A 17,397-nucleotide genomic window follows, 5' to 3' on the forward strand; every position below is an offset into this window, starting at 1 on the left:
CGTGCTACGACGACAGGGCAGGGCGCTGGTAGACCGCGTCGAGTGCGAGCTGAGCCCCTCCGTGCGCCGCTGCCGCGAACCCCAGGGTGGACAGGCGCACTTCGCAGCCGCCCGCCTGTGGTGCCATCACGCGGGCCTGGATCGTCTCGCGGACGCGGTCAAGGAACAGGTCTCCAATATGTGTGAAGTAGCCGCCCAGGATCACGAGTCGGGGATTGAGGACATCGGCCAGCAGTGCCAGGCCGAGGCCGAGGTCATGTGCCACGCGATCCAGGGCACTCACGGTGCGCGGATCGCCCGTCTCGGCGCGGTGGCGCAAGTCGCCCAGACGGGTGGCGAGTTCGATGTCCGGGTCATGGATCGGGTCGTTGCCGGGCGCGGCGAGCCGAAGGATGGCGTCCAGGCCGACCATGGTCTGCCAGCAGCCGTAGCGGCCGCAGACGCAAGGGTTGCGCTGCGGGTCGAGGGGCATGTGGCCCACTTCGCCGGCGAACCCGGCTGCGCCGCGCAGCAGTCGGCCGTCGTTGACGATGCCGGCCCCGATGCCGCGTTCCCCGGTGATGCAGAGCATGTCGTGCACACCCGAACCGCGGACCTGCGCGTATTCGGCGAGGGCGGCCAGTTTGGCGTCGTTGTCCACGGTGATCGGAGGGAGCGTCCCCGGGACGGCCTGCTCGAGTCGGGTCCGCAAGGCGTCGGCGACGGCGACGTCGCGCCAGCCGATGCCGGGGGCGTACGTGACCGTGGCCGCCGCCATGTCGATGACGCCGGGCAGGGCGAGGGTGAGCCCGACCGGGCGTCTGCCTGCGCGGTCGAGGGCGGCGAGGCACTCGGCGACGTGATGGGACGTCAAGTCCAGTGTGGCGTCGGGTCCTTCGTCCCTCACCGCGAGTGACACCCGGTCCTCGTGGACCTGTGTGCCGTCGAGGGCCAGGGCGAGGACGTGGATGTAGCTGGTGCTGATCTCGACGCCGACGCCGCAGATGTCGCCACCGTCGAGGTGCACCAGTGTGCCCGGGCGGCCCACGGCCCCCTCCCGCTGGGCGGGGCCTTCACGGACGAGGCGCAGGGCGACGAGCTCGGCGACGAGGCTGGTGACCGTCGGTTTGGGCAGGCCGGTGTCGGTGGCGATCTGTGCGCGGGAGCGCGGGCCGCTGTCGCGCAGCAGGCCCATCACCGCCCCGAGGTTGGTGCGGCGGATGGAGGCCCGGTCGCGGGGACCGGGGGCGTCCGAGAGGCCGGCGTGCGGCGGCGACGCCGTACCGAGGTCGGTCACTTGCTGCTCACCGATGTCCCTTCATGGCCCGCGAGCGGTGTGTAGGTCGTCGTTCCCCTGATGACAAGGAGGCTGCCGGGCCGCCGCGTTGAGGGGAGCGCTTTGCGTGCCCGGTTCACCGTAGTCCTTGACAGGTCCTACATTAGTTCGGATTCTAGTCGAACTAAATCATCCGGTACCACGAACGCCCTGCGAACCCCCACGGTCCGACGGCCTCGGCATGCTGTGAATACGCCCGGCCCGGACATCTCGCCACCCCTGAACAGCCCTTCTGACGAGGCGCGTTCAGGTATGAGAGGAGCAGTTGTGCCAGCTCGTCCAGGAACCAGGGCCGCCTGTGCGTTGGCCGCCGCCGGCGTGGTGCTGCTCGGCGGCTTCACCACCGGGACGGCGTCCGCCGAGGCCCCCACCTACACGGTCTCCGTCGGCGCGAAGGGGTCGTGGACCCACCCCGACGACAGCCCGGCCGCGACCTACGTCGACAAGGACGGCTCGTTCCACTACCAGTCGGCGCACGCCCTGTACGGTGCGGACGACCCTCGTGAGTGGACGTTCTACTCGGGCGCGAACTTCGACGCGGCCACCCGGGACGCCGCGCTGAGCGACGCCGTGAACCCGGCCAACCCGGACGATCGCAACGACGACACCACCTGGCGGTGCAACAACAGCCCCACCGGCCGCGAGTCGACGTACGCCCCGGACACGTCGAGCTACGCACAGAAGAACTACTGCGATCTGATGGGTGTGTGGGTCGATCCCGACAGCGGTGACTGGTACGGCCTCGTCCACAACGAGTTCACCCCGAGCCCGTTCGGTGACGGCCTGCACTACGACGCGATCGACTACACCGTCTCGAAGGACCAGGGGCGGACGTGGCACATCAAGAACCACGTGCTCACCTCGCCGTACAGCACCGAGCGAGGTGACGACGCGGCCTTCCCGCACGAGACCTACGACTACGGCAACGGTGACCCGCGCCTGTTCGTGGACACCGCCTCCGGCTACTTCTACGTCTACTACAACTCGCGCGCGATACCGAAGGGCGGCGTCCCCGGAGGCTGGACCGACGGCAGTCGCGCGCATGTCGCCCGCGCGCCGATGTCCGCGAAGATGGCGCCCGGCTCGTGGAAGAAGTGGTACGACGGTGCCTGGTCGCAGCCCGGACTCGGCGGCCTGGAGAGCAACATGGAGCCCGTCGACGCCGAACACCCCACCGGGTACACGGCCGTCGGGCACGACTACGACCCCGACAACGCGGGCAGCGTCGCCGAACAGCAGCAGGCCGGCACACTGCCCGCCAAGTCCGACCTGCTGACGATGAACATCGCGTACGACGCCCATCTGGGCCTGTACATCGGGCAGCCCGAGGCCGTCGTGCAGGACTCCTCCGAGCCGCAGCGCTTCTACGCGACCGACAATCTGGCCACCCAGAAGTGGCGCCTGCTCGGCGACACCGGCGGCTACAGGACCGGCTCCTGGTACCGCTGGATGCTCGACTCGGCGAACCGGACCGGCTCGACCATCGTCGGCAAGAAGTTCCGCAGCTACTGCTCGTTCCAGTGCTCCAACGGCACCGACGGCGAGTACTACGAGACCGTCATCGACACCAACGCCCCCGCCGCTCCCGTCACCACGGGGAAGGCGTACACCATCGCGAGCGGGGCCGGCCGCTACCTCGCACAGGTTCGCGCTGGTTCAGCGACCACCTCCCGTCCCGCGGGCGGCAGTTCGACGTTGAGTCAATGGAGGTTCACCTCCAACGGCGACGGCTCGTACCGCATCGCCAACGCCTCCACCGGCCGGCTCCTCGGCGTCGACGCCACGAGTGACGCCGGACGGGCCTGGGGGGCCAGGCCGACCGTGACCGCCGCACCGGCCGGCGGCCCCACCGTCGGGCAGCAGTGGTTCGTCGTTCCCACCACGACCACCCACGGCACGGCGACCGGAACGTACCGCCTGGTCAACCGCTACAGCGGACTCGTCATAGGACTGTCCGGCAACCCGGCCAGGCCCGCCGAGACCACCCCGACGCGGGCTTGGACAGCCGGCACGGGAGGCACCGTGGGCAACGGCCGCACCGCAGCCGAGCAGACCCTCTCTCTCACCTCCGTGCCCTCGGCCCACCGACACTGACCCCACCTTCGCGGCACCCGCGTGCGCTTCCCGGTCGGAATGCGTACGCGGGCGCCGCGCACGGAGCGCGACGGACATCCCGCGCGCGTCGAGCACCACCGTCACTCCTGCCCACGGCCGCTCCCCGAGGGAGCTCGCAAGCGGACCAGGTTCGCCCTGAACCAGGCAGCGAGCCCCCTCCGTCACCGGGGCGTGAACCGGTGTGTCAGGGGCGGTCGCCGGTGCCGCCGGTCGTGGGGGCGGAGGTCTGTCGGTGGCCGCCGGGGCGTGGGGTGCGGTCAGCGTCCTGGATGCTGTCGCGGGCGGCGGCGGCAACCGCCTCGGGGGTGATGCCGAACTCGGAGTACAGGCGCTGGTAGTCAGCGGAGGCGCCATAGTGCTCCAGGCTCACGATGCGTCCGGCGTCGCCCACCACCTCGCGCCAGCCCTGGCCCACCGCGGCCTCCACGCTCACCCGGGCTCGTACGGCAGGAGGAAGGACCTCGTCCTGGTACGCCACGGGCTGGGCGGCGAACCACTCCTGACAGGGCATCGAGACGACCCGCACGGCCAGGCCGTCGGCCGCCAGCAGATCGCGGGCCTCCAGCGCGATGTGCACCTCGGACCCCGTGGCGATGAGGATGACGTCCGGCTCCGAGCCGCCGTCGGCCGCGTCGGTGAGGACGTACGCACCCCGGGCGGCCTCACCCGCCGCGGCGTAGGTGCCACCGTCGCGGTCCAGCACGGGCACGTTCTGCCGGGTCAGGACCAGTGCGGCGGGGCGGTCCTTGTGTTCGAGGATGGCCGCCCAGCACGCGGTGGTCTCGTTCGCGTCACCGGGACGCACCACGTCCAGGCCCGGGATGGCGCGCAGCGCGGCGAGATGTTCGACGGGCTGGTGCGTGGGGCCGTCCTCGCCGAGGCCGATGGAGTCGTGCGTCCACACGTAGGTGACGGGGAGCTTCATCAGTGCGGCCAGCCGCACGGCGGGGCGCATGTAGTCCGAGAAGGTCAGGAAGGTGCCGCCGTAGGGGCGGGTGAGGCTCTGCAGGGCGATTCCGTTGAGGATCGCCCCCATGGCGTGTTCCCGAATACCGAAGTGCAGGGTGCGTCCGTACGGACCGCCCTTGAAGTCCTTGGTCTGCCGGTTGGCCGGGACGAAGGACGGCTCCCCACTCATGGTGGTGTTGTTGCTGCCGGCCAAGTCGGCCGATCCGCCCCACAGCTCGGGCAGACGGGGAGCCAGCGCGCTGAGGACTTCACCGGAGGCGGCGCGGGTGGCCATGCCCTTCTCGTCGGCAGGGAAGGCGGGCAGGGCATCGGTCCAGCCGTCGGGCAGACGCTGCGCCCGCAGACGCTCAAGCAGCTTCGCCCGGTCGGGCTGCGCGCTCTGCCAGGCGGCGAACCGCTCGTCCCACTCGGCCCGCGTCCGGGAGCCGCGCTCCGAGACCTGACGGGTCCGCTCCAGAACCTCCGGCTCGACGATGAAGTCCTGGTCGGGATCGAACCCGAGCACGTTCTTCGTCGCGGCGACCTCCTCGTCCCCCAGAGCCGAACCGTGGGCCTTGCCGGTGTTCTGCTTCGTGGGGGCGGGCCAGCCGATCAGCGTGCGCAGCATGATCAGCGAGGGCCGGTCGGTCTCCTCCCGCGCGGCGCGAATGGCTGCCAGGAGCGCGTCGACGTCCTCGACGTACTCGCCCGTGACCGTCCAGTCGACGGTCTGCACGTGCCAGCCGTAGGCGGCGTAGCGGGCCGGGACGTCCTCGCTGAAGGCGATGTCCGTGTCGTCCTCGATCGAGATGTGGTTGGAGTCGTAGAACACCGTCAGATTGCCGAGCTGCTGGTGTCCGGCCAGCGAGGAGGCCTCGCTCGTGACCCCCTCCATCATGTCGCCGTCGGAAGCGACGACGTAGACGTGGTGGTCGAAGGGGCTGGTGCCCGGCTCCGCGTCCGGGTCCAGCAGACCGCGCTCGCGGCGCGCACCCATCGCCATGCCCACGGCGCTCGCCAGCCCCTGCCCCAGCGGCCCGGTGGTGATCTCCACACCCCGGGTGTGCCGGTACTCGGGATGACCAGGAGTGGCCGAGTCCCAGGTCCGGTACGCCTCCAGGTCCGACAGTTCCAGCCCGTAGCCGGCCAGATAGAGCTGGATGTAGAGGGTCAGGCTGGAGTGCCCGCAGGAAAGAACGAAGCGGTCCCGCCCCAGCCACTGGTCATCACTCGGGTCATGGCGCATCACGTGCTGGAACAGCAGGTACGCCAGAGGGGCCAGACTCATGGCCGTTCCGGGGTGTCCGTTGCCGACCTTCTGCACCGCGTCGGCCGCCAGGAGCCGCACGGTGTCCACCGCCCGGATGTCGACGTCGTCCCATCCCGCACGCTCAGCCACCGGGCTCGCCACGGACCTGCCGCGCCGATTCGTCGTGCCGGACTGCTCGCTCGCCATGCTGTTGCTCCTTCGTCGTCGGTACGGACGGACCTCGCGGGCTGATCTTCAGAGGGATGCCCCCCGAGTGCCGGTGTCGCCCAAAATGCACTCGCCTGGTGGCCGCGGTCTCACGCCTCCGTCGGCTCGCGCGGCCGTCGGCGGTCCGAGTACCCACATCAGCGGCGATGCTCGCGGTTGACCCACGGAGGCTTGCGAGTCTTTCGCCGGACACCGGCCGCTGCTGAGCGGGGTGGGAGTGGCGGCACGGTTTCCGTGCTCAGTAGGCGGTCACCGGTCCACGACTCGTCCAGCTGTCGCGACTCGGTCGTGGGTGGCACCGCTTCGGCGCGCATGGACGGATGCATACTATGTCCTGTTTTGCACAATCCATCGACGAGAGGCGCGCCATGCAGATCGCGGTCATCGGCGGAACGGGGCTGATCGGCTCGCGGGTCGTGACGAGGCTCAACGGCGCCGGACACGAGGCGGTCCCGCACTCGCAGTCCACCGGCATCGACGTCATCAGTGGCCAAGGACTCGACCAGGCGGTCGGGGGAGCGGACGTCGTCGTCAACCTGACCAACTCGCCGACGTTCGACGAGGCCTCGCCCGCCTTCTTCCAGACCTCGATGGACAACCTCCTGACCGCGTCGCAGAAGGCCGGCGCCCGTCACTTCGTGATCCTCTCGATCGTCGGTGTGGACCAAGTGCCGCAGCTGGACTACTACCGCGCCAAGGTCCAACAGGAGGAGGTCCTCGAGGCCGGTCCGATTCCCTACTCCATCGTCCGGGCCACGCAGTTCATGGAGTTCATGGATCCCGTCCTGTCGTGGACCGCCGACAGCGACACCGTCCGTCTGCCGGCCACGCCCATCCAGCCCATCGCTGCCGAGGACGTGGCCGACGCCGTGGCGGAGGTCGCCGTGGGCTCCCCGCTGAACGCCATCCGCAACATCGGGGGCCCTGAGGTCTTCGCCCTGGATGAGCTGGGCCGCATCACTCTGTCCCACAAGGGCGACCAGAGGACCGTCGTCACCGACCCCACCGCCGGCATGTTCGCCGCCGTAGCAGGCGACGTCCTCACCGACAGGAACGCTCACCTGGCCCCCACGCGCTACACCGACTGGCTCTCCTGACGCACCGCACGGCCTGCCCATCGCGCTGTCGTGACGGGCTCCCGCCTCATATGCTCATTCGGTGGAGACGGCACTGATACTCGGCGGCAGCGGAGTCGCGCTGCTCATCCTGGGCATCTCGCTCGTGCCCGTGCTGTGCGCGCGCCGAGTACGACGTGGCCGGAAGCTCGGCCGCTACCCTTACCGCGCCAAGCCCAACGGCACCTACGACAACTCGTCGACGGGCAGCCCCCACTGAACGAGGCGGGACTCGACTCGACCCGTGCTGAGAGGCCGGTGCCATGGACTACCGCTATGCCGCTACGGCTGACGCCCCGGCCATGGCTGAACTCTTCGCCGCCAATCACCACGACGCGCTCACGGAGCAGGAGCGGGCCCAGCAGGGCTTTGTCCAGGGCGGCCTCGACGCGGACACACTGCGTTCGATGGCCGAGGACCGGAGTTTTCTCGTCGCGGACGACGACGGGCGGTTGGCCGGTCTGCTCGGTCTGGTCTCGCCGGAGAGCATGACCGGTCCACCGCCACCGGCCAAGGCGGTCCTGGACGCACAGGATTCGCTGCGGTGGCAGGGGCAGCCGCTCCGCGCCACGCCGTGGCTGTTCTACGGGCCGGTGGTGGTCGCCGCCGCCTACCGCGGGAAGGGAGTCGCCCGCGGGTTGTACACGGCGGCTCTCCGGGCAGCAGCAGGACGGGCCGATGTGATGGTCGCCTTCATCGAACTGGCCAACCGGACGTCGTGGAGAGTCCACGTCGACGGCTTCGGCATGACCCCGATGGGGGAGTTCACCATCGGCGACCGCGCCTACGGTGTCGTGGGCGCTTCCACCAGGCCGGCAGCGGCCTCTGACGCCTGAGCCGGTAGCGGCTCTTCTCGGATACCGGGTGCGCGAGGGCCGTCCGGCCTCCGAGGCGGTCCACATCATGGTGCGTGCCTTCTGCGGTGCGACGTCGACGCCGCCCATGTCCCGGTCTGGGGGCGAGCGTCCCAGGATGTTCCCGTCCTCTCTCCCGCCCAGGTTGGAGCCAAAGGTTCCGCATCCTCCGATCGTCGGCGGTCGTTGGTGCGGTGTCCGTGCCGGTTTTCGATCCCGGAGTTCCCGTACCCGCTCCCGCCGTGCCGTCCCCGCCTGCGGAACTTCTGGCCGTACGGGTGCGGGACCCGTACCCCTGCTTCGCGTGGCTGCGAGAGCACGCTCCCGCCCACCCGGACCGCAGGGACGGGCGGCCCACGTGTGGCAGATCTCCCGTTACGACGATGTCCACGCTCTGCTGACCGACGGGCGGTCGAGCAAGGACCCCGGCAGGGTGCCCGGCTACGTTCCGGGGCCGGCCGGGCTGAACCGGCATCTGGTCCACGCCGATCCTCCGGACCACTCCCGGCTGCGGACCCTGGTGAACGCGGCGTTCGTACCCCGCCGTATCGCGCGACTGGAACCCTTCATCGAGGACGTCGCGAACCGCCTGCTGGACCGGGTCGAGCAGCATCCCCCAGAACACCCGCGGACTCGACGACCGGACCGCCTTCACCGTCCAGGACCCGCTCGGTGCCCCGGTCTTCACCACCACCGCAGCAACCGAGGGCGCAAACGCGTTCACCGAGAAGCGCCCACCGGCCTTGCACGGTCAGGAGCCCCGTGCGGTCAACCCGAGTCGCGCCCGGACAGGTCGAGTGCGGTGCGGGCGTGGCGCATCGCCTCCTCGGCCGTCAGCAGGGCGCCGCGCTCGTACGCCTCGGTGAACGCGGCGGTGCCCACGGCTGTCCGCGCCGCGGCGGTGATGCGGTCGACATCACCGCGTTCGGCGGGCGGCAGCGGGGCGCCGGCCCGGGAGCGGGCGGCTGCCGCCGCGCCCAGGAGTTCGGCCGCGCGGATGGCGGTGGGACCCTGTCCGGCCAGGGCCGCCGCACCGGCGAGACCCTCCAGGGAGAGTGCCAGTGCGCGGGGTTCGGCGAGGAGGCGGGCGATCTCCAGCCCGTCCAGGTGGTGCGTCGCCGCCCCCTTCGCGTCACCGCGGAGCTCCGCGATGAAACCGAGTTCGGCGAGGAGCAGGTGGTCACCCGCCTGGGACGACACGTCGGCGTAGCCGTCGCGGATCTGCAGCAGGTGCGTCTCGGCCCCGTCGAGGTCACCGGAGCGGCGCGCACCGAGGGCGAGGCCCATCACGGAGTGGATCTCACCGTACTTGTAGCCCTGTTCGGCGGCGATCCGGCGCGCCTGTTCGTGCAGGTCGCGAGCGTGGTCCCAGTCGCGGGCGAGCAACGCGAGGCGCCCGAGCCCGGAGAGCCGCGCGGACACCTCCGCCTCCAGGCCCAACTCCCGCGCCATCCGCAGGCCTTCATGCTGACGGCGTTCCGCGTCCGCGTACGCGCCCTTGATCTCGGCGAGTGCGGCGAGCGCCGACACGGTCTGCAACTCGCCCCAGCGATCGCCCAGTTCACGGAAGACCTGGGCGCTTCGCAGACCGTCACGGCCGAGTCCGGCGAGGTCGCCGCAGACCAAAGCGAGGGTCGCGCGCAGGCCGAGCGCGGCAGCGGTGCCCCACTGATCCCCGGCGGCGGCGGACAGGCCGAGGGCGCGCGTGTTCAGTTCGTTGCCCTCGGTTGTGTCACCCGCGCTGAACAGCCCGTACGCGCAGAGCCACAGCGCGCGGGCGCGCCGGACCGGGTCGGGGATGGCCTCGGCATCGGCGTCGAGGCCGCCTCCCGTGGCGGTGCAACCGCTTGCCGCGTGGGCGGCGCCTGCTGTGGGGTCTCCGGTGAGCAAGGCGAACGCGTTGTGGAGCAGGGCGAGTTCGGCAGGCACGGAGGAGCCGGGCAGGGTGGCCAGCACCGAACCGAGGCTGCGGCGGGCCTCGGTGAGGCGGCCACGCAACAGCCACCACCAGGCCAGAGCGGTGGTCAGCCGGACCGCTTCCTCCGGTTCACCCGCGCCCGCGCGGCGGAGCGCTTCGTCGAGTGCCGTACGGAGGTTGCCGGCCTCGGCGTCCAGCCGGGCCAGCCAGGACTGCTGCTCGTCGCCTCGCAGGTGTGGCTCGGCGTGTTCGGCGAGGGCCCGGTAGTGGCGCAGCTGACGGTCCCGTACGGCGGTGAAGTCCTCCATCTCGTGGAGCTGTTCGGTCGCGTACGCGGCCACGGACTCCAGCAGGCGGTAGCGGGGGCCGGTGGGGCCGTCCACCACGACGACCAGGGACCGGTCGACCAGCCGGGTGACGAGGTCGAGCACCTCGTCGTGGGCGACGCCGTCACCCGCGCAGACCGCCTCGGCGGCGTCCAGGTCGCAGCCGTCGCTGTGCGCGCCGAGGCGTCGCAGAACGATGCGTTCGGGTGCGCTGAGCAGTTCCCAGCTCCAGTCGATGACCGCCCGTAGGGTCTGCTGGCGGGCCGGCGCCCCGCGCTGTCCGAAAGTCAGCACCCGGAAGCGGTCGTTGAGCCGGGCAGCCAGCCCCTTCACTCCGAGGGCCCGTACGCGGGTGGCGGCGAGTTCCAGGGCGAGCGGGATGCCGTCGAGGCGGCCGCAGATCTCGGCGACGGCCTGCTGCTCGGTCTCGTCCGGTGCCCCCGGGTCGCGGGGGAATCCGGGGGTCGCGGCGGCCGCGCGTTCCATGAACATGCGGACGGCGTCGACGGGCGGCAGGGGCTCGACGAGGAACACCGCCTCGCCCGCCAGGCCGAGCGGCTGCTGCCCGGTGGCCAGGACGCGCAGGCCGGGAGCGGTGCTCAGCAACAGCTCGGTGAGTTCGGCGGCGGCGTCGACGACGTGCTCGCAGTTGTCCAGGACGAGCAGGGTGCGCCGGTCGCGCAGGGCGGCGGCGAGCCGGTGCGGCAGGGAAGCGGCCGAGGTGCCGGTGCCCGGCAGTGAGCGAGGGGTGTCGTCCCGGATGCCGAGGGTGGCGGCGAGTACCTGGGCCAGGTCCGCCGCGGTGCCGGCGCGGATGCCGGAGAACTCCACGAGCCATACCCCGTCGGCCGGTTCACCGGCCTCGGTGCTCTCCCGCTCGGCCGTGGCCGCTGCCACGGCAAGCCGGGTCTTGCCGACGCCCCCCGGGCCGGTGAGGGTCACCAGCCGCTGTTCCGCGAGGAGTTGAGAGAGCCGAGCGAGAGCCTGGTGACGGCCGACGAGAGGGGTCAGCGGAACGGGAAGATTCGAGTGGGCGCCCGGTCCGGGAGCGTGCGTGGCGGCGGTCCCCGTGCCAGGGGCGACGGCCGTGGTGTTCGTCGGGCCGACGCCCGCCCCGGGTGCGTGGGCCGACGCCTCCCTCCGGGAAGTTCCCGCGCTCAGCTCGGGGTCCTGCCGGAGCAACGCCCCGTGCAGGGCAGCCAGTTCGGGGCTCGGGTCGACCCCCAGCTCCTCGACGAGCCGGCACCTCAGGTCGTCGTACGAGGCGAGCGCCTCGTTCTGTCGCCCCGCCGCGTACAGCGCCCTCATCTGGACGGCGCGCAGGCGCTCCCGAAGGGGGTGGCGTGCCACGAGGTCGGCGAGCTCTCCGGCGAGAAGGGCGTGGTCCTGTGCCTCCAGACGTGCCTCCGCCTGATCCTCCAGCACGGACAGCCGCTGCTCCGCCAGGCGTTGCGCGGCTCCCTGCACGAACCCGTCGTCCGCGAAGTCCGCGTACGCCGGTCCCCGCCACAGGTCCAGCGCCTCGGTGAGCAGGGCGGCCCGGGCGCGCGGGTCCTGGACGGGGCGGGCGTCGGTCACCAGAGCGCGGAACCGTACGGCGTCCACCTCGTCGTCGCCGTCGAGCAGCAGCCCGTAGCCCGGCGGCCGCCGCACCACGCGTTCGCGGCCGACGACCCGGCGCAGCTGGGAGATCTTGGCCTGAAGCGCCGCGCGGGGATTGCCCGGAGGCGTGTCGCCCCACAGGTCCTCGATGAGCCGGTCGGCGGACACCGGCCCTTCGTCGTTCGCGAGAAGGTCCGCCAGCAGCGCCCGGACCTTGGCCTCGGGGACCTTGACCTCCCGGCCCTCGCCGTCCCACACCACCAGTGGCCCGAGCACCCCAAACCGCATGGTCACCACCGTACATGTCCGGGGAACCGGCTCCCGCAGGCTCTCGACGGGACCGGCGCCACCGCACGCCCCGCCCGTCGGCCCGAAGGTTTCCGGAAGGTTCCCCGAAGCGCCTGGGCGCAGAGTCGTCATCGGGGAGGCGCCACGCACCGGCGAGGAACGGGCACCCTCGGAGGGAGCGGTACACATGACCCGGTACGCGGGCAGGAAGGCCCTGGTCGTCGGCGAGGTCACCGGCATCGGCCTGGCCATCGCGAAGCGGCTCGTGGAGGGCGGGGCCACGGTCCTGCTGACCGTCCGCACCGCACCTGAGCGCGCGCACGCGGTCGCCGAACTGGGCTCCGCCGCCCGCGTGGTCACTCCGTCCACCCTCGAAGCAGCCCTGGTCGCACAGGCAGGCACCGGTCCCGAGGCCGCGACGGAAGGCGGCCTCGATCTCCTGTTCTCCGACGCCGTCGCCACCGCACGGCCCCTGCTGCCCCATCTCAGGGACGGCAGCGCGATCGTGCTCACCGCCCCGACCTCCTGCCCCGACGTCGTCCGGGCGCTCGCCACCGAACTCGTCGCCCGCGGCATCCGCGTCAACGCGGTGGCCCCGGGCTGTATCGAGGCGCCGGGGGCCGGCGCCGTCCCCCTGCCTCCGCTGGGCCGTCTCGGTGCCGCCGAGGAGGTGGCCCGCGCCGCGCTGTTCCTGGCCACGGAGGCGACGTTCACCACGGGGGTGCGGCTGCCCGTCGACGGCGGCCTCGCCTTCCCGTGAAGCGGCCACCGTCCAGTACGTCCGCCCTACTGCCTCGACCACCGTCCCCATGCCCCCTCGACGTCCCACGCCCCCTTCCGGAACACCTGGAGCACATCCCATGAGCACCGCACCCGACACGGCGCCCGCCGCTGCGGCGTCGGACCCGAAGAGCGACGGCGAGGAACAGCGGAAGCTTCCGCTGTTCGCCCTGCTGGCCCTCGCCACGGCCGTCTTCATCACCAGCCTGACCGAGACCCTCCCCGCCGGTCTGCTGCCCGCGATGAGCCAGGACCTCAACGTGAGCGAGTCCGCGACCGGCCAGACCGTCACCGTCTACGCGATCGGCACCGCCCTGACCGCGATCCCGCTCACCGCGGCCACCGCGGGCTGGCGGCGCAAGAAGCTGCTGCTCACCGCCATGGGAGGCTTCGCGCTCGCCAACACGGTGACCGCGGTGTCGTCCGTCTACGAACTGACGATGGCGGCGCGGTTCGTCGCCGGTGTCGCGGCCGGTCTCGCCTGGGCCCTGCTCGCCGGCTACGCGCGGCGGATGGCGCCCGCCCACCTCCAGGGCAAGGCCATGGCCGTCGCCATGGCGGGCATCCCCGTCGCACTCGCCCTCGGTGTGCCCGCCGGTACGTTCCTCGGCGACTGGCTCGGCTGGCGCGTGGCGTTCCTCGCGATGACGGCGCTCACGCTGCTGCTCCTTGCATGGATCACCGCGGCCGTCCCGGACTTCCCCGGACAGGAACGTGGCGAGCGGCCCAAGATGCTGCCCACCCTGCGCATCCCGGGAGTGACGCCGGTCCTCTTCGTCACCCTCGTCTTCGTCCTCGCCCACACCATCCTGTACGCGTACATCGCCACCTACCTCGACGACCTGGGGCTGGGCGGCAGCACCGGCCTGGTGCTCCTCGTCTTCGGCGCCGCGTCGCTGGCGAGCATCTGGATCGTCGGTGCCCAGATCAACCGACGGCTGCGCGGACTCACCATCGGCGGCGCCGTGCTGGTAGCCCTCGCCGCCGCGCTCCTGGCGGTCCTCTCCGACACCACCGCTCTCGTCTACGTCGCCGCGGTGCTGTGGGGTCTGGGCTGGGGTGGTGTGCCCACGCTGCTCCAGACGGCCGTCGGCGACGCGGGCGGCGAGTCCGCCGACTCGGCCCAGGCCATGCTCGTCACGCTGTGGAACGTGGCGATGGCGGGCGGAGGCATCGTCGGAGGCATCCTGCTCGACGTGGTCGGCAGCGAGTCCTTCCCCTGGACGGTACTGCTGCTCCTGCTGCCGGTGATCGCGGTCGTCCTGTACGCCCGTCAGGCGGGCTTCCCCGTCCGGCGACCCGTCGCTGCTCCCGAGGCCGCGGTGACGGACCCGGCGGCCTGACGCGCCGAGACACGACGACCGGCCTCCGGAGGCCGTCAGCACTCCGGCGGCCGGTCGTCGCCCCCCGGGTGGTCACCGGCGCACGGCGGGTCGTAGCGACCTCCCGCGCGGTCGCCGAAACCTGTGTCTCCGCGAGGTACTTGAGGCAAGTTCATGACTTGTTAATATTTCACCTGACATGTCCGTCGCACCGCTTCACCCCTGGTGGAGCCTGTTTCCCGGCTTGCGCGCGTCACCCGCCCGGGGTTCCTCGGGCGGCGTTTGCGCAGGTCGGACCGCGACCTCGCAAAGTAGACGGCGGACCCGGGTAAACCCTGGCCGGAACGGTACTTTCACCTCGTACGTATGTGCCATGCATCCACTCGGGTGCGGGCGGTGACCGGTATCGAGGGGGCGTGGCGTCGGATGTCGTCGAGTGAGATACGCGCGGGGGCGCCGGGCGACGGCGCACGCATGCGGAGGTTCATGGACGAGGTCTTCGGGGTGAACCAGCGCCCAGAGCAACGGCGTTGGGCCCAGGCTTATCTGTGGGCCCTGATCCACGTGTCCGGCAAGAAGACACTGCGGCGCATCGCACGGGCCAGCCCCTTACCCACGGCCGCGGCGCGGGGCCTGCATCAGTTCATCAACGCCAGTCCGTGGAACTGGGTTCCGGTGCGCCGACGGCTCGCCCGACTGGTGGCCGCGCGGACGACTCCGCACGCCTGGACCGTCGCCGAACTCGTCATCCCCAAGCGCGGCGAGCACTCGGCGGGCGTGCACCGACGCGTCGACGCGACGACCGGACGCGCCGTCAACTGCCAGCGCGCCCTCGGCCTGTTCCTCACCTCGGGCACCCAGTCCTACCCGGTGGACTGGAGCCTTGTGCTCGGGGGAGTGTGGGACGTGGACCGCGACCGCAGGCGCCGTGCCCGCATCCCCGGGGCCGAGGCGGGACGCACCGCCGCCGATCACGTCGTCCGGTACGCCACCGAGATGGCCGATCAGCCTCAACTCCCGCGTCTGCCCTGGGTGCTGGACCTCACCCGGTGCGACGACGTGGCCGGGGTCCTCGCGGGCCTCGCCCGGCTGGGGGCCGATGTCGTGTGCGAGGTCTCCCCGGACCAGCAGGTGGTCACGGGACGGCACGCCTCCGTGGTGACGACGGTGAGCGCCCTCATGGAGGTGCGGCACGGGCGGCAGACGCATGTGCTCCTGCGGCAGACCCCCGACGGCCCCGTCAGGGCCGTGCCGGTCCATACCCACGCGGACACGGTGGGGCTGCCCGCACCCGGCGGCGCGGACGAGCCCGGCTCCCGCCGGTACCGCACCCTGGAACGACCCGACCCGGAAGGCCGGCAGCCCGCCCGGTACTGGCTCACGACACTCACGGACCGCCGGGTTGAGGAGAACCTCCGACTGGCCCGGAGCCACGCCGCGGCGCTCTCCGCCGTGACCACGCTCGGGCAGCGGTTCGGGGTCCTCGACTTCGAGGGCCGTTCCTTCCCCGGCTGGCACCACCACATGACCATGGCCTCGGCCGCCTACGTCTACCAGCGCCTGTCCGCCGCCCGTGGCGGACAGGCCCTACCACCCGACCCACCTCGCGCAGCGGCCGGCGCACTCGCCGGCGCCTCGAACTGACGTAAAGCCGAGGAACAGGGGTGGGCACGTGCGACAAGTACTCGTGGTGGAGCAGAACGCCGAGAACGCCGCGACCATGGTGAGCGATCTCCGGCGCCAGGGATTCACGGCGCGCAGTGTCGGCACCGGAGAGCGGGCCCTGCGCGCGGCCGGTGACGCCGATCTGCTGCTGTTCTCCCTGGAGTTGCCCGATATCGACGGACTGGAATTGTGCAGAGAACTGCGGAGCAGCGGTGAGACCGCGCTCATAGCCGTCACCGACGCCGACGACGCACTGGGCCGTGTTCTCGCCTTGAACGCGGGAGCGGACGACTGCGTGGTGAAAACCTGGGGATTCCGTGAGATCGGGGCCCGCATCGAGGCGGTGCTGCGCCGTTCCCAGCCCCGGCAGGTGCTTCCCGACGCCATTTCCCTGCGCCATCTGCATATCGATCCCCGCCTGCGTGAGGTGCGTCTGCACGACCGGCTCGTCGGCGTCACGTCGAAGGAATTCGAGCTGCTCTACACCTTGGCCGCCACCCCCGAAACGGTCGTGACGCGAAAGGAGCTCATGGCCCGGGTCTGGGGAAGTAACTGGGGCCACAGCAGCCGGACGATCGACACGCACGTGAGCAGCCTCCGGGCGAAACTCGGCTCCAGCGGCTGGATCATCACGGTCCGGGGCGTCGGCTACCGCATGGGGTACGCCTGGCGCATGGCCGAGACGTCCGCCGGCTGAGAGCCGGCCGAGCGAGGGCCGGGGACGCGAGGTCGCGTTCCCGGGCCCTCCTGTCACGCCGTACGGACCGAGGTGCGCTCCAGCCTCCGCAGCAACGGGTGGTGTGCCTCTTCGGTGATTCCCGCCACCCGCCGCGCCCACCAGGCCGACGCGAGGTTCGAGGACAGCAGAACGCGCCCCGGGTCCTGTCGTGCCAGCTCGGCGAGGGCGGCGAGGGTGCCCATGCCCGTGCCCGTGAACAACAGGGCTGCGTCGGAGGGCAGTTCCCGCTTCCGTATGTGCGTCAGGAGCGTCCTGGTCGTGACCTCGTACGGGTCGTAGTGCGCGCCGCCGCCCGCACTCGGACCCGCCGGAACGAGGACCACCCCGTCGACCGTGAGACCGGCTCGCTCCCAGAAGGCGCGCGAGGTGTCGGTGAGCCATGGCTGGTAGGGGGAGACGAGCGTCAGACGGGTCACCCCGAGCGCCTCGCAGGCCGCGAGGATCGCCTGCGTCGAGGATCGCACGGGGGAGCCGGCGCGCTGGGACAACTCGTCGCAGAATGCCCGGTCACCCTCGGGATCCAGCAGGTAGTGCGACGCGCTGCACGCCACCACGGTGGCGTCCAGGCGCAGTGCGCCGAAGCTGCCGAGCAGGGCCGGCAGAACCTCGTTGTACGTCTCCAGCATGGCTCTGAGCCCGGCTCCCGGCGTCACCGGGAACCTGGAGGTGTACACGTTCATCGCGGTGCCGAGCAGATGGTTGAACTCGGGTTCCGCCGTGGGGTTTTCCGGTGGAACGACGACCCCCAGTCGGGGCAGCGAGAAGAGATCCATGACAGCACGCTAGGACGCGACCGCCGTGAACGGCCCTTCCTCGACCGATATTTGGCAAGCAGCCCACACCCGCTCAGCATTCCCTTTCCTTCTTGACACTCCTTGACACTTCACCACACAGGCCTGACACGGGAGATGTTGCTCTTTCCGGCCGGGCGGC

General features: G+C 71.3%; 12 protein-coding genes. 8 read left to right on the forward strand and 4 right to left on the reverse strand.

Going from position 1 to position 17,397, the window contains the following annotated elements:
• Positions 1–4: 4 nt before the first annotated feature.
• Positions 5–1,276: an ROK family transcriptional regulator gene (locus AB0C62_RS09355; protein WP_362971176.1), complete on the reverse strand. Its 1,272-nt coding sequence runs from the start codon at positions 1,274–1,276 to the stop codon at positions 5–7.
• A 306-nt stretch (positions 1,277–1,582) separates the two neighbouring features.
• Here AB0C62_RS09355 and AB0C62_RS09360 point away from each other — a divergent pair, with 306 nt between their 5' ends.
• Positions 1,583–3,409, forward strand: coding sequence for an RICIN domain-containing protein (locus tag AB0C62_RS09360; RefSeq protein ID WP_362971178.1), 1,827 nt, complete (start codon positions 1,583–1,585; stop codon positions 3,407–3,409).
• Positions 3,410–3,614: 205 nt separating this feature from the next.
• On the opposite strand, the gene tkt is transcribed toward AB0C62_RS09360, so the two are convergent.
• On the reverse strand, positions 3,615–5,834 hold the full coding sequence (tkt, locus tag AB0C62_RS09365; RefSeq protein WP_362971180.1) for a transketolase: 2,220 nt from the start codon (positions 5,832–5,834) through the stop codon (positions 3,615–3,617).
• Positions 5,835–6,223: 389 nt separating this feature from the next.
• Here tkt and AB0C62_RS09370 point away from each other — a divergent pair, with 389 nt between their 5' ends.
• The 3 genes from AB0C62_RS09370 (at position 6,224) to AB0C62_RS09380 (ending at position 7,806) form a co-directional block, all read left to right on the forward strand.
• Complete coding sequence (locus AB0C62_RS09370) at positions 6,224–6,952, forward strand: NAD(P)H-binding protein (RefSeq protein ID WP_362971182.1); 729 nt, start codon at positions 6,224–6,226, stop codon at positions 6,950–6,952.
• Between the two features lie 61 nt (positions 6,953–7,013).
• On the forward strand, positions 7,014–7,190 hold the full coding sequence (locus AB0C62_RS09375; RefSeq protein ID WP_362971184.1) for a hypothetical protein: 177 nt from the start codon (positions 7,014–7,016) through the stop codon (positions 7,188–7,190).
• 43 nt (positions 7,191–7,233) lie between these two features.
• Positions 7,234–7,806 carry a GNAT family N-acetyltransferase gene (locus tag AB0C62_RS09380; RefSeq protein WP_362971186.1) on the forward strand — a complete coding sequence of 191 codons (573 nt, stop codon included), beginning with the start codon at positions 7,234–7,236 and terminating at the stop codon, positions 7,804–7,806.
• Positions 7,807–8,592: 786 nt separating this feature from the next.
• Here AB0C62_RS09380 and AB0C62_RS09385 read toward each other — a convergent pair.
• Positions 8,593–11,958 (reverse strand): BTAD domain-containing putative transcriptional regulator, encoded by a 3,366-nt coding sequence (locus AB0C62_RS09385; RefSeq protein WP_362971188.1) that lies wholly within the window; start codon positions 11,956–11,958, stop codon positions 8,593–8,595.
• A 187-nt stretch (positions 11,959–12,145) separates the two neighbouring features.
• Between AB0C62_RS09385 and AB0C62_RS09390 the strand changes: the two genes are divergently transcribed.
• The 4 genes from AB0C62_RS09390 to AB0C62_RS09405 all read left to right on the forward strand — a co-directional run bounded on the left by AB0C62_RS09390 (position 12,146) and on the right by AB0C62_RS09405 (position 16,422).
• A complete protein-coding gene (locus AB0C62_RS09390) occupies positions 12,146–12,718 on the forward strand; it encodes an SDR family oxidoreductase (protein WP_362971190.1) in 573 nt (190 codons plus the stop codon).
• A 100-nt stretch (positions 12,719–12,818) separates the two neighbouring features.
• Positions 12,819–14,081, forward strand: a complete 1,263-nt coding sequence (locus AB0C62_RS09395; protein WP_362971192.1) for an MFS transporter — start codon at positions 12,819–12,821, stop codon at positions 14,079–14,081.
• 453 nt (positions 14,082–14,534) lie between these two features.
• A complete protein-coding gene (locus AB0C62_RS09400) occupies positions 14,535–15,704 on the forward strand; it encodes a transposase (protein WP_362971194.1) in 1,170 nt (389 codons plus the stop codon).
• Between the two features lie 46 nt (positions 15,705–15,750).
• Positions 15,751–16,422 carry a response regulator transcription factor gene (locus tag AB0C62_RS09405; RefSeq protein WP_362971196.1) on the forward strand — a complete coding sequence of 224 codons (672 nt, stop codon included), beginning with the start codon at positions 15,751–15,753 and terminating at the stop codon, positions 16,420–16,422.
• Positions 16,423–16,475: 53 nt separating this feature from the next.
• Here AB0C62_RS09405 and AB0C62_RS09410 read toward each other — a convergent pair whose 3' ends face one another.
• Positions 16,476–17,237, reverse strand: coding sequence for an arylmalonate decarboxylase (locus tag AB0C62_RS09410; protein WP_362971198.1), 762 nt, complete (start codon positions 17,235–17,237; stop codon positions 16,476–16,478).
• Positions 17,238–17,397: the final 160 nt, after the last annotated feature.

It is taken from the genome of Streptomyces sp. NPDC048643, assembly GCF_040650615.1.
GTDB lineage: Bacteria > Actinomycetota > Actinomycetes > Streptomycetales > Streptomycetaceae > Streptomyces.